Genomic DNA, 13,350 nt, shown 5'->3' with positions numbered 1-13,350 from the left:
TTTAATTTTTTTAAGTGGTTTGATAATTATTTGGAAAATTGTTGTAATTTATGCCCTTATAGTTAAGATAATATTTCGTTGCTATAGTTATGTTGTAGATAAGCTATGGCCGAAAAAGGGTTGGGTTATTCTGTAGTAGGATTTCTTATATATTGCTATGATATCGCAATATTTTTGGTTTTATAAAGATATCAAAAAAAAGCATGAAGGTATTACCGATGAAGAATAAAATAATGGTTCTGAATAAAATTAATGAATTGCAAAATAAAATCATCAATAATCCAAACTTCATGCTGGCGATAGATAAGCATTGTGAACTCATCACAAAAGAATTTTCTAGTAAAAAATTATTCTATAAATTTATTTTTAAAAACAACAGGTTTTTAATATCAACTATACTGGCTTCTCATTTCTACCACAATGAAGAATCTTTTCTGTCTGATGTGAAATCAGAGTGTCTAAAATTAGGCGCTGCAAGCTCAAATACAATAACAAGTTTATTTGCATTTATGCAAATAAACGGAAGTATCAGGGTGGTTAAAAGTCAAACTGATAAAAGGAAGAAGAGATACTACATCACTGAAAAAGGGTGTGACATTTCGTGTAAATTGATTAATACAATGGTACCCTCACTCAAGATGCTGGATGACAAACTGGAAGTGAGAAATATTGATGGGTATCATGATTCCTCTCGTTTTTTTAATTCATACTCAGATATCTATATGTCAGGGGTTCTATTGATAAATTTGGTTGAGAATTCAAATATTTTTATTGATAAGGACTCTGGTCACATGATTATGGTGACTCTATTCAAAATAGGTTGTGATGAGGCTCATTTTGATGAAGTTACACTTTTGAAGTATTCTAAACAATGTGGGATATCCCGCACTCATTTTAGAAGCGTTTTACTGGAATCGGAGAAGTATGGAATGATTAAAGTACTGGAGGGTACTAATCATATGGTGGTGACAGAAAAATTTAAATCGATGTTTTTATGCTATATGTCATATTACTTTTCCTTTGTGCAATATGGGTTTTCCAAATAATATGTCAAGTTATGTTCTTTGTGGTAATGAATTACATTACTCCCAATGCTAATCACTTGGTTTCCAGACTTATAAAGAACCGTTCCATCGAACGGTTATCCCCGTAATCTCCCGACTACTCTTGTCTATATTATTAACATATGAGCAGTATACGGGCACACCATGTTTAATCCCTGAATCTAATCCGCCAGGTTACTGAGCGGGGCTATTGCGTAGCCGACGCTTCAGGCCCTTCGACGTATCGAAGCACCGTATTTATAAATCGCTCTGTTCAGTAAAACCTTTTAATAACGAGCATCAGGTTGCGGATTGATGGGATCTCGGAACGGAAATTATCAGGTTGAAAGTGCAGCCTGGCCGTTCCGGTGCTGCGCATAAAGGTGATTATTGTAAATACAGTGCGTGTAACGGGTTGTTACTGCCTGAGGAAGGTAACTGTTACGCCGTTTTTCCAACTAAAAGGAATTGATGATGAGTAATAACCGCAAACGAAACGATCCGCGCAGAACCCTACAGGCGGTGCTTATCTCCGCCTGTTTTGTACCACCGTCGATGGCCGCGGTTCAGCACACCGATGGTGACGCCACACTCCTGGCCGGGCCCGGAGTCATTACGCTCGATGCGACGGACGCCAATGGTGTCCTTCAGAACGGTAATCTGACACCTTCAACCAGCAAAGGCAACGTGGTGTACGTCACCGGAACGCCCGCTAACACAAACACAGTATATGGCGTGTATTGCTCCAATGCCGCCGACTGCGAAGCGGAAAACAATACGGTGATCATGGATGCAGGCTCCGTTCGTAGTCTTTACGGCACTCGCAATCTGCGTACAGGAACCAATGTCAATACTGGAACCGTAAATCTTTACGGGGGAAGCGTAGGTAACAGTGTATATGGGATATACCTATATACAACGGCTAGCGCTAACTCTAATTCTTACGCGAACGCCTCTGGAATGGTAAATCTGTACGGCGGGTCCGTGGGTGGTAGCGTATACGGTTCGTCCGCTTTGGCCGCCGTGAATTCTGCTGCAACTACTGCTACCTCTATTGCTCATGGAAAAGTGAATCTCTACAGCGGCATGGTTAAAGGGAACATTTATGGCGCGATGGCGGCCAATTACGCCCCCCTTTCATCTATCTCTGAATCCACCGCGACTGGAGAGGTTAATCTCTATGGCGGTACGGTCGGACGTAACGTCTACGGTGCTTATTCTTCCGCTAAATTTACCACTAACGCTGAAGCTACGACCATAGCACACGGTATGGTCACCATCGCGGATGATGCGAAACTGCAACGTGAGGACGCTAATGGCACGATTACCTATACCTCCGAAGTCTGGGGTGGGTATCTGGACGGCACCACCACCTACTATGACGTGTTCAGCGGTAACACGCTGAACATGCGCTCGGCTCCCCTGACGGTGACCAGGCTCGGTAACTTTGAGTACTACAACTTCGCGATTAACGACCACAACAGCAGCGTGATTAATAATGCAGATTCCGCGCTGGTGACCGTGACCTCCGGGCTGGTGAACAACGACACTGTCAGCAAAAATGATGACGGTACGTCGACCACCACGACCAATAAATCCAGAGTGAAGCTGACCGGCGTATCCGGACAGCGAACGGTGAACGCTGGGGACACCATTAACCTGATCAAGCTCGCTAGCGGTGCAACGGTTACCCAGGGCGGCACCAGTGCCAGCACGCTGGGGGACTTTTTTGACCTGACGGGCCGCGGCAATACCATTAACGTGGGTCTGGTGAAGACGGCGGAGGTGAGCTACAGCACCACGGCCGATGCCGTGGTGGCAACCATTGGTAAAACCTCGGGCATCGGCGCCACCGTGTCTGATGAGCGCATCAGGCGCAACGTCACTCCGTTGGCAGAAGGGCGGCTTGCCGCGCTGCAGGGCGTGACGCGGGGGGCGGACGCGCTGCAGCGCGTGATGTCTGCCCTCGATACGGATGTGGGTGTCTTCACGCCAGTGGCCATCCTTGACGGCGGCAGCACGCGCTACAACAGCGGTTCGCATGTTGACAGCCGTGACTACCGCTTTGTGGTGGGCTCCCGCTATCAAGCAACCGAAAGGCTTTCCGGCGCGCTGGTGATGGAGTACGGGCGCAGCAACTTCGATACGTATAACCATTTTGGCGCTGAGGATATCCACGGAAATGGCAGGACGTATAACGTCGGTCCGGCACTTTCCGGCCGCTACAGCCTGCCCGTGGGCCGCGATACCTTTTACATGGAAGCGGGCCTGCGTGCGGGGAGGGCCAGCACGGAATACGGCTCCGGAGACATCATCACCGGCGGTGGAATGGCGGCGGCGTACAAAAGTCGCGCGAACTATGCGGGTGGCTCGTTGGGTACAGGCTACGTTTATGCGCTGAACGGGCAATATGGACTGGATTCGTCGGTGCGCTACTTGTACACAAGGCTGGGCAGTGACAGCGTGGATATTGACGGCGATACGGTGAACTTTGGTTCATCAGTCTCCTCCCGGGCGCAACTGAAAGAGCAACTGAGCTATCAGGCGACGAAGCAGGTTGTGTGGACGCTGGCGGGAATCTATGAGTACGAGTTTGCGGGAGACGCGAAGACAGACTCATATGGTGTGGGTATTGACGCGCCGTCTGTGCAGGGGTCAACAGGGATAATGGAGCTGGGGCTAAAGACCACGCCGGTGGCAAGCCATCCTGAACTCGGCATTGACCTGTCGTTCCGAGGTTACACGGGGCAACGAGAGGGGGTGAGTGGTTCGATGACTGTACAGTATAACTTCTGAGTGGGATTACCGGTGCAGATAAAGGATGGAGTGTTATGCCTCATTTGGGGGCATGGTTAGGATTCGGGATCGTCCTGTTTTCATTTTCTGGTGTTGAGTATAGGGCTGTTTGCTAACTATTCCCTCTCATGAAAACCTAAAAATATCGATCGGTTGAGTCTTTCTCGTATATATAAAGGGATAAATTTCCGAAAAGCTGATTTTTAATTAAGTGTGACTTGTTTTCACTAAGATTCTATTTGTTATTAATGAAAGTTCTGGCCTGTCTGGTAATGGCCGACAGGCCGTCATACACGTGGGGAACGTTGAATTTACGGGGGGCGATACTCAATATTCTGTTGGAAAAAAGTTGCGACATATAATGAATCTGTTCTGTCAAGGTGCTAAATACCATTTAGAAAATCAAAAATTGGTGATATTAAATTTTTTCGCGGAGCCCTGTTTATTCTTTTCATCCGCCACTTTTAAAAGTAAGGTGTCGGCGACTGAATCTGAGTTCGCTTCCCTTGACAAATCTATCCTTCCGTACTTTATCGGTTTTATTCGGTAACACTGCAGACGCAGACTAAGTGTTTTTTACCATACGCCGGCATGACGCCATTTAAAAAATACTGCTATGCCTGTCATCACTGAAAATCAGGCTGGAGTATTTGCAGGAGCAGGAAACAGGAGAATGATAATAATGAGAAACTTAGACACTACCATACTGCCGCGCGAGATCCTTCTGCTACTGTTTATCTCAGCCCTTTTTGTGCCCTCCGTAATGGCGGAAATCAAGCATACCGATGAGGATGCCAGGCTGGTGGCCGGACAGGGGGTTATTACGCTTGATGAGAAGGATCCCCAAACAGTACTTAATAATAATAAGGATCTGATCCCCCAAAATCTTAGTGGCAACGTGGTATACATTACCGGCGCGCCTGCAGGCGTAAATACTGTTTATAGCGGGTATTGCTTCAGTAATACCGACTGCACAGCAGAAAATAACACACTTATTATGGACGATGGTGCCGCTCAGACGGTCACCGGAGCTGATGCTACTGCTAACGCTTCAGCTAACACTAATGTAAACACTAGCGCCAGCGCCAGCGGAACGGTGAACCTGTACGGCGGTACGGTGACGGGTGAAGTCAGAGGTGCTTACGCTAAGGCTTACGCCAGTGATAGTGCTATTGCTAATGCTGGCGCCAGTGGAACGGTGAATCTTTACGGCGGTAAGGTGGGCGGGAGTGTCTTCGGCGCGAGCGCTAACGCTGACGCTAATGCTGATGCCAGCGGAACGGTGAATCTGTTCGGCGCTTCGGTGGACAGGGGGGTTACCGGCGCGACTGCTTACACTCGCTCTTACGCTAGTGCTAACGCTAGTGCTAACTCTAATGCTACCGGAACGGTGAATCTGTACGGCGGTACGGTGAAAGAGGATGTCAGAGGCGCTTACGCTTTCTCTTACGCCAGCACCAACGATACCGCTAACGCTACCGGAACGGTGAATCTTTATGGTGGCACAATGAGTGGGAATATCAACGGCGCTTACGTGACCGCTAACACTAGCGCTAACGCGAAAGGGATCGTGAATCTGTTCGGCGGTACGGTGGGCAGGAATATCTACGGCGCTAACGCTAATGCTAACAGTGGCACCGCGACTGCACACGGCACAGTAACCATTGCGGACGGCGCGAAGCTGCAGAGCGAAGACGCAAATGGTATGATTACCTATGCCTCTGGGATCTGGGGCGGATATCTTAACGGTAAAACGGCCTACTACGACGTCTTTAGTGCCAATACACTGAACATGCGTTCGGCGCCCCTGACAGTGACCACTCTGGGCAACTTTGAGTACTACAACTTCGCGATTAATGACTACAACAACGGCGTGATTAATAATGCAGGCTCGGCACTGATTACCGTGACAACCCTGCTGCTTAACAACGATACGGTCAGCAAAAATGACGACGGTACGTCGACTACCACCATCAATAAATCCAGGGCCAGGCTGACCGGTGTATCCGGTAAGAAAACCGTCAACGCGGGGGATACTATTAACCTCATCAGTCTTGCCAGCAGAGCGAAAGTTACGCAGGGTGAGAACAACACCTCCCTGAACGATTTTTTCGACTTAACCGACAGCGGCAACGCCATTAACGTCGGTCTGGTGAAAACTGCCGAGGTGAGCTACAGCATCACCCATAACGCTGTGGTGGCCACCATCGGTAAAACCACGAATACCGGGGCCAGCGTATCTGAAGACAGGGTAAAACGTAACGTCACGCCGCTGGCCGAGGGACGCCTTGCCGCCCTGCAGAATGTCACCCGCGGGGCAGATTCGCTGGAGCGTGTTATCTCCGCACCGGACGTCGATACCGGTTCCTTTACGCCCGTTGCCATCCTGGACGGGGGAACCACGCGCTACAACAGCGGTTCGCACATCGACAGCCGTGACTACCGCTTTATGGTGGGCACCCGCTATCAGGCAACGGAGAGGCTTTCCGGTGGGCTGGTGATGGAGTACGGGCGCAGCAGTTTCGTTACTCATAACGGCGTTGACTCGGGTGATATCCGTGGAGACGGCAGAACGTATAACTTCGGCCCTGCACTCTTGGGGCGCTACAGTCTGCCCGTGGGTAGCGATAGGTTTTACGGGGAGGCCAGCCTGCGTGCAGGTCGCACCAGTACGGAGTATGGCTCCGGTGATATCGTGACCGGCGGCGGGACGGCGGTGTATTACAAAAATCGTTCGAACTACGTCGGCGGCTCAACGGGGGCAGGGTACGTTTACACCCTGAACGAACGCTACGGTCTGGATACGTCGGTTCGTTACCTTTACACAATCCTGGACAGTGACGGCGTGGTGATTGACGGGGACAGGGTGAACTTTGCTTCATCCACCTCTTCCCGTGCACAGCTGAAAGAGCAGATGAACTACCGGGCAACGAAGCAGATAACCGCGACGCTGGCTGGCATCTATGAGTATGAGTTTGCCGGGGATGCGAAGGCGAACGCCTACGGGGTAGGCATTAATGCGCCGTCGGTAAAGGGGGCAACGGGGACGATGGAGCTGGGTCTGAATACGCGGCCGGTGGAAAGCCATCCTGACCTGGGGCTGGACCTGTCGTTCCGGGGCTATACGGGCCAGCGTGAGGGCGTGAGCGGCTCCGTGAGGGTAAGGTATGACTTCTGACTGGCGGGGCATGATGCCCAGTGTGTTGATAGCATAAAGGGAGATTAATATTATCGAATCAGGCTATACACTCATTTATAACCGCACAAGCAGCTTGATGTGGGTAGGTATTGATTGAGTTCTGTGGAGCTGAGCTAGAGGAGATTCAATGATTCTGGCGGGAAAACAAAAACGGACCTCCGTGGAGGTCCGTTGATATGAATTTGGTGCCCGGACTCGGAATCGAACCAAGGACACGGGGATTTTCAATCCCCTGCTCTACCGACTGAGCTATCCGGGCAACGGGGCGCATTAAACCTTATGCCACTGCCAGCGTCAACGGCTTTATGGTGAAAAGCCGACTGATTGCACTCTTTTCCACCAGTCTGTTGTGAAAGCCCCTCTTTTAGCCTGTTTTATCACCCATCCTGATTCCATTTTCTGCCCTGATTTATGCTGGCTGTTGCCCTTTATACGCGATAAAACCGGGTTATTAGGATTATTCTTAATACTGGCATGAAACTGTCACAATCGCCTGTCAGGCTGGGGCTAACTGAGGATTACTGGCCGCGTATCATGCACTTAGACTTACCGCCTTTAACACCCCAACGTCTGCCATCGCCGCACCTTACCGCGCGCGATCTCTGTATTGAGGTGCCTTTTGTCACACCGGATGCCGATAATCTGGCCGTGATGGAGCTGTTTACCAAACAACCGTCACTGACCAGCCTGCCGGTGGTGGAGCAACGCCATCCGCTGGGGCTGATTAACCGTCATCTGTTTTTATCGCAGATGTCGCGGCCGTTCTTCCGTGAACTGTATGACCGCAAAAGCTGCATCGCCTTTATGGATAAAATGCCGCTGGTGATCGATGCGGCCAGCACGCTGGATAGCGTGGCGCAGCAAATGGTGGCATCGGGCGATAAGTCACTGACAGATGGCTTTATTCTCACCAGTGCGGGTGAGTATATCGGCATCGGGCTGGGTATTGATCTGATCAAAACTGTCTCGGATCAGCAGGCGCGTCAGCATCAGCAAATTATGCAGAGCATTGAATATGCGCGGGTGATCCAGGAAGCGATGCTCGACCAGTCACAGCGCTTACTGGTGCAGCAGCTACGTGATAGTTGCCTGTGCTGGCAGCCGCGTGACTGCGTTGGCGGTGACTTTTACGCCTTTCACTCCTTTCCTCACGGCTGGCTGCTGTTAATGGCAGATTGCACCGGGCACGGCGTACCGGGCGCGTTTATGACGGTCATCCTCTCTTCGGCGCTGGAAAAGGCGCTGACGCAGTGTGAACCGGAGCAGCCGGAGCAGTTACTCCAGCATATCAATCGCTACATTAAACAGACGCTGGGGCAGTTGCAGCAGTCGGAGCAGACCTCGTTGTCGAACGACGGCTGTGATGCGCTGGCGCTGTTTGTTGATACCCGCGAAGACCGCATGATCTGGGCCGGTGCGCGTATCTCCGGTTTTCTGCTCTCGACGGTGAGCGAGCAGGCCATTCTGCTGAGCTGCGATCGCATGGGCGTGGGTTACACCGATACCCCGGTGGACTACGAGTGGGCGCGCCATGAACTGCCGCTGAAACCCCAGGATCTGTTCTTAACCTTTACCGATGGTCTGACCGATCAGATCGGGGGCGAACGGCAGATTATGTTTGGCCGCAAGCGTATTCAGGCAGAGCTGGAACGCAATCGGACGCGCCCGATGAGCGAGCTGGCGGAAGGGCTTCAGCAGACCTTGCTCGCCTGGCAGGGGCAGCAGCTGCGGCGCGATGATATGACATTTTTAGGGTTTCGTTACTGATGAACCGGGGCAACGGGCACAAGAGCACTATGAATACTGATCCGATAATCAGCGGGCTGCTGGCGGACACGCCGCACGATGTGGTGGCGCTGCGTTACACCGGTTTTTTCTCCCAGCACAATATTACGGCGATGGGGGAGGTGATCCGCCTCTATCTGGAGCAGAACGAGGCATCGTTTGTCACCCGGCGTAAGCTGTTCTCCACTTTTGTGGAGATGGTGCAAAATATCCTGCGCTACTCCTCAGACAGCCGGGCGCTCTGCAAAGATAATGACGAAATGCGCTTTGGCGCGATCTGTTTTGGTCTGCATGACGGTAAGTATGTGCTGGAAAGCGCTAACCTGGTGCGACCGGATGAATCCGCGCGCCTGAGTGAATGCCTGCTGGCGCTGCGCAATATGAGCGCGGAAGAAATTAAAGTGACCTACAAGCAGTCACTGCGTACAGAAAGTCCGGCCTGGAGCAAAGGGGCGAATATCGGCCTGCTGACTCTGGCGCGGGACGCCAGCCAACCGCTGGAATTTACTTTTCACCAGGTTGCATCGACGGATCTCTCGGCGTTCTACCTGAAAGCGACTATCTGACAGGGCACACCTTAGCTATGAACAACATCTCCATGCCTGCAACCAGCAGCACTCCCGCCGTGGACTTTGATTTCGCCAGCGGCAGGCTGTCGCTCAGCGGGGAATCCTGGCCAGAAAATGCCGCCGCTTTTTACCGTCCGCTGATGGCCGCGGTGGAAGAGTGGCAGGGCAGCGCCTTTTTCCGCAACCTCAGCCTGGTCAGCATCCATGTGGCACTCAGCTACTTCAACAGCTCCAGCACCAAAATGTTATTCGGCCTGTTTGGCGTGTTGAACGAAGCGGCAGTCAACGGGGTTCGCACCGAGCTGCACTGGTATTACGACAGCGAAGACGATATCTCCGAAGAGTTCGGTCAGGAGCTGAGTATCGATTTTTCAGCAATCACCTTCCATATGCATCCGGGGGGCGCGGAATGATGAGCATCGATGAGCTGTTCACGCATGAAAATGCCATTCTTGAACAGGCGCGGGATATTGCCGCACGCGAGCACCTTGATGCGGAAACCTGTCGTGCGGCGTTACTGACCCTCAGCGGCCACTATCAGCGCATGATGCGTGAGTCGTGGCGCCTCATTTCCCGCAGTGACCGTGCTGAGCGCGAACTGACGCTTCTCAACGAGCAACTGCGCCAGCTGGCGTTACGGCTGGAGTACGAAGCCACGCACGATCCGCTGACCGGCGTGTATAACCGCAGCGCCATCATCAACCAGATCGGCAGCGCACTGCATCAGGATGACGCCTCCCTGATCCTGCTCGATATTGACCATTTCAAAGCCATTAATGACCAGTTCGGCCATCCCACCGGCGATGCGGTGATCAGTGAACTGATCAAACGGATTGAGAACTCGGTGCCAGAGAGCGGCAGTGTGGGGCGCGTGGGGGGCGAGGAGTTTACCATCCTGCTGCCGGGGACCAGCATGGGGCAGGCGGCGGTGGTAGCCGGTTATATTCATGCCTCGCTGAATGCGTCCGTGCTGAACTCCCTGCCGGATCGGTTGGTGACCGTCAGTCTGGGCGTCAGCTGGGGGGCTTCACGCAGTAGTTTTGACACCCTGTATGCCGAGGCGGATGCCGCCTTGTATGAGGCGAAGCGTGCCGGACGTAACCGGATTCATTATGCCAGCCAGCGTGCCGCCCTGGGATAAACCCGACATTTTTTTCTGCGGGTATCCGCTATTCTGCCGGGCCACTGGCATTGAACCCGGTACTAAAAAATGCCATTATTGCGCAAATTTTGACAACCCCGTCATCCCTGCACACTGAGGTCACCGCCATGAGAGGTTCACTGCTGTTGTTCAGCATCTGTAACCCGCATCTGCCGATGCAGCCTGGTCGATCTTATTGCTGTCATACCTTGTCGATAAATTCTCTCACCATGCGGTGAGGTCTTTCTACGCTTAACTGTTGGCCATGCGTAAAAACAGACAAGATCTGATTTTACTGATGTCTATCGGTTGAAGCTGAAGTCATTCTGCTGAAAACCCAACATGACTGTTCGCCGGGAACGCGTGCGCTTTGCTGCCGTTCCTATTGCTGTGCCTCTGGCACCCACTCATCCTTGACCGTTAGGGATTTGTGCATGACTCCTCTTAAAATTGCAGCCAGCACCACTGTGGCAATCCATCTCCAGACCGGGCGCGAAGTCGTTACGCTGGATAATACTGATTTCACCGATGTCGCCGCGGTGGTTCTGTCCGTTTCTGACTCACGCTCAGGCGTGCTGGCGCTGCTGCGTCATACCGGTTTTAACCTGCCGGTGTTTATTGCCCTCGACGATGCCGCGCAGGCGGTTGACCTGCCTGAAGTTGATGGCGTGCTGACGGGGGAAGAGGGCGATGCTTCGCTGCTGGAAACCGCCGCAGCCGGGTATCAGGCCAGGTTGTTACCGCCGTTTTTCCAGACGCTGACCAAATACGTGGCGATGGATAACACCACCTTTGCCTGCCCGGGGCATCAGGGCGGTGAATTCTTTAAAAAGCATCCGGCCGGACGTCAGTTCTTTGACTTCTTTGGTGAGAACGTGTTTCGTGCCGATATGTGCAACGCTGACGTGAAACTCGGTGATTTGCTGATCCACGAAGGTTCAGCCAAACATGCGCAAAAGTTTGCAGCGAAAGTCTTCAACGCGGATAAAACCTACTTTGTGCTGAATGGCACCTCCAGCGCCAATAAAGTGGTGACCAATGCGCTGCTGACCCGTGGCGATCTGGTGTTGTTCGATCGCAATAACCATAAATCTAACCATCATGGTGCGCTGATCCAGGCCGGTGCGACGCCGGTATATCTGGAAACTGCCCGCAACCCGTTTGGGTTTATTGGTGGCATTGATGCGCACTGCTTTGATGAAGCCTATGTGCGTGACCTGATTAAACAGGTGGCACCGGAACGTGCCGGGGATGAACGTCCGTTCCGTCTGGCGGTGATCCAGCTCGGCACCTACGATGGCACGGTGTATAACGCGCGCAAGGTGCTCGACAGCATCGGCCACCTGTGCGACTACATCCTGTTTGACTCCGCCTGGGTGGGCTATGAGCAGTTTATTCCCGTGATGGAAGCCTGTTCGCCGCTGTTGCTGGATCTGAAGCCGTCCGATCCCGGCATTTTTGTTACGCAGTCCGTGCATAAACAGCAGGCCGGGTTCTCGCAGACTTCGCAGATCCACAAGAAAGATAACCATATCCGTGGCCAGCAGCGTTTTTGCAGCCACAAACGCCTGAACAATGCGTTTATGCTGCATGCATCTACCAGCCCGTTCTACCCGCTGTTTGCTGCGCTGGATATCAACGCCAAAATGCATCAGGGCGAAGCGGGACGACGTCTGTGGCATGAGTGCGTGGTGCTGGGCATTGATGCACGTAAGGCGATTCTGGCGCGCTGCGAGATGATTAAGCCGTTTATTCCCGATGAGGTTGACGGCAAACCCTGGCAGGATGCGCCGACGGCGACGATCGCTTCCGATGCGCGCTACTTCAGCTTTGCACCGGGCGCGTCGTGGCATGGCTTTGGCGGTTATGAGAAAGATCAGTATCTGGTCGATCCGTGCAAGCTGCTGCTGACCACGCCGGGCATTGATGCTGCCAGCGGGAAATATGCCTCTTTCGGTATTCCGGCAACGATTCTGGCGAACTATCTGCGTGAAAATGGCGTGGTGCCGGAGAAGTGCGATCTGAACTCCATTCTGTTCCTGCTGACACCGGCAGAGAGCATGGAGAAGATGGCGAAGCTGGTGGCGAAACTGGCCCAGTTCGAACAACACATCAAAGAAGATGCGTTACTGCGCGATGTGCTGCCGACGATCTACCGGAAAAATGCGGCGCGCTACGAAGGTTACACCTTGAAGCGACTGTGCCAGGAGATGCACGACCTGTATGTCAGCCATGATGTGAAGGATCTGCAAAAGGCGATGTTCCGCCAGCAGAGCCTGCCAAAAATGGTGATGAACCCGCAGGATGCCAATATCGAATTTATTCGTGGCAATGTGGAGCTGGTGCCCATTTCACAGGCAGCCGGACGTATTGCGGCTGAGGGGGCGTTACCGTATCCACCAGGCGTGCTGTGTGTGGTGCCGGGTGAAGAGTGGGGCGGGGCCGTGCAGCAGTATTTCCTCGCGCTGGAGGAGGGCATTAACCTGCTGCCGGGCTTCTCGCCGGAGTTGCAGGGGGTGTATGCCGAAACCGACGAGCAGGGTGTTAAGCGTTTGCAGGGATACGTTTTGGTGTAAAAAAACCGGGTCGGGCGTGCCCGACCCCTACTAAACGCGGTATCACTTGGCAGCATTGCGTGCCCGACCCCTACGAAATGCGGTGTTATCTTGCCGCGTCGCGTGCCCGACCCCTACTAAACGCGGTGTCATCTGGCAGCATCGCGCGCCCGACCCCTACTAAACGCGGTGTCATCTGGCAGCATCGCGCGCCCGACCCCTACGAAATACGGTGTTATCTGGCAGCGTCGCGTGCCCGACC

8 protein-coding genes and 1 tRNA gene are annotated in these 13,350 nt (G+C 52.6%); 8 read left to right on the top strand and 1 reads right to left on the bottom strand.

Annotated features, from left to right (window positions below; translation table 11 throughout):
• Positions 1-218: 218 nt before the first annotated feature.
• The 3 genes from HHI26_RS07075 to HHI26_RS07065 all read left to right on the top strand — a co-directional run bounded on the left by HHI26_RS07075 (position 219) and on the right by HHI26_RS07065 (position 7,017).
• A complete protein-coding gene (locus tag HHI26_RS07075) occupies positions 219-1,046 on the top strand; it encodes a hypothetical protein (protein ID WP_171148832.1) in 828 nt (275 codons plus the stop codon).
• A 471-nt stretch (positions 1,047-1,517) separates the two neighbouring features.
• Positions 1,518-3,839 carry an autotransporter outer membrane beta-barrel domain-containing protein gene (locus HHI26_RS07070; protein ID WP_171148831.1) on the top strand — a complete coding sequence of 774 codons (2,322 nt, stop codon included), beginning with the start codon at positions 1,518-1,520 and terminating at the stop codon, positions 3,837-3,839.
• A gap of 682 nt (positions 3,840-4,521) precedes the next feature.
• The gene (locus HHI26_RS07065; RefSeq protein WP_171148830.1) at positions 4,522-7,017 is read left to right on the top strand and encodes a hypothetical protein; all 2,496 of its coding nucleotides are present in this window, start codon (positions 4,522-4,524) and stop codon (positions 7,015-7,017) included.
• Positions 7,018-7,221: 204 nt separating this feature from the next.
• On the opposite strand, the gene HHI26_RS07060 is transcribed toward HHI26_RS07065, so the two are convergent.
• Positions 7,222-7,297: transfer RNA gene (locus tag HHI26_RS07060), tRNA-Phe, on the bottom strand.
• 275 nt (positions 7,298-7,572) lie between these two features.
• Here HHI26_RS07060 and HHI26_RS07055 point away from each other — a divergent pair.
• The 5 genes from HHI26_RS07055 to HHI26_RS07035 all read left to right on the top strand — a co-directional run bounded on the left by HHI26_RS07055 (position 7,573) and on the right by HHI26_RS07035 (position 13,109).
• Positions 7,573-8,805: a SpoIIE family protein phosphatase gene (locus tag HHI26_RS07055; protein WP_171148829.1), complete on the top strand. Its 1,233-nt coding sequence runs from the start codon at positions 7,573-7,575 to the stop codon at positions 8,803-8,805.
• Positions 8,806-8,834: 29 nt separating this feature from the next.
• Positions 8,835-9,389 (top strand): SiaB family protein kinase, encoded by a 555-nt coding sequence (locus tag HHI26_RS07050; RefSeq protein ID WP_133846141.1) that lies wholly within the window; start codon positions 8,835-8,837, stop codon positions 9,387-9,389.
• Positions 9,390-9,406: 17 nt separating this feature from the next.
• Complete coding sequence (locus tag HHI26_RS07045) at positions 9,407-9,805, top strand: DUF1987 domain-containing protein (protein ID WP_133846142.1); 399 nt, start codon at positions 9,407-9,409, stop codon at positions 9,803-9,805.
• Positions 9,802-10,533, top strand: coding sequence for a GGDEF domain-containing protein (locus HHI26_RS07040; protein ID WP_171148828.1), 732 nt, complete (start codon positions 9,802-9,804; stop codon positions 10,531-10,533). Before HHI26_RS07045 ends, HHI26_RS07040 begins: the two co-directional genes overlap by 4 nt.
• 434 nt (positions 10,534-10,967) lie before the next feature.
• Complete coding sequence (locus HHI26_RS07035) at positions 10,968-13,109, top strand: ornithine decarboxylase (RefSeq protein ID WP_159337575.1); 2,142 nt, start codon at positions 10,968-10,970, stop codon at positions 13,107-13,109.
• Positions 13,110-13,350: the final 241 nt, after the last annotated feature.

Origin of the sequence: Erwinia sp. JH02, assembly GCF_013074405.1 — a bacterium.
In the GTDB taxonomy this organism is placed as follows: Bacteria; Pseudomonadota; Gammaproteobacteria; order Enterobacterales; family Enterobacteriaceae; genus Erwinia; species Erwinia rhapontici.
This window is presented reverse-complemented; position numbering and strand designations above follow the sequence as displayed.

Bases quoted from the DNA above. Each gene is read 5' to 3' on its own strand.
- HHI26_RS07075 (WP_171148832.1), top strand. From the start codon at position 219: ATGAAGAATAAAATAATGGTTCTGAATAAAATTAATGAATTGCAAAAT.
- HHI26_RS07070 (WP_171148831.1), top strand. From the start codon at position 1,518: ATGAGTAATAACCGCAAACGAAACGATCCGCGCAGAACCCTACAGGCG.
- HHI26_RS07065 (WP_171148830.1), top strand. From the start codon at position 4,522: ATGAGAAACTTAGACACTACCATACTGCCGCGCGAGATCCTTCTGCTA.
- HHI26_RS07055 (WP_171148829.1), top strand. From the start codon at position 7,573: ATGCACTTAGACTTACCGCCTTTAACACCCCAACGTCTGCCATCGCCG.
- HHI26_RS07050 (WP_133846141.1), top strand. From the start codon at position 8,835: ATGAATACTGATCCGATAATCAGCGGGCTGCTGGCGGACACGCCGCAC.
- HHI26_RS07045 (WP_133846142.1), top strand. From the start codon at position 9,407: ATGAACAACATCTCCATGCCTGCAACCAGCAGCACTCCCGCCGTGGAC.
- HHI26_RS07040 (WP_171148828.1), top strand. From the start codon at position 9,802: ATGATGAGCATCGATGAGCTGTTCACGCATGAAAATGCCATTCTTGAA.
- HHI26_RS07035 (WP_159337575.1), top strand. From the start codon at position 10,968: ATGACTCCTCTTAAAATTGCAGCCAGCACCACTGTGGCAATCCATCTC.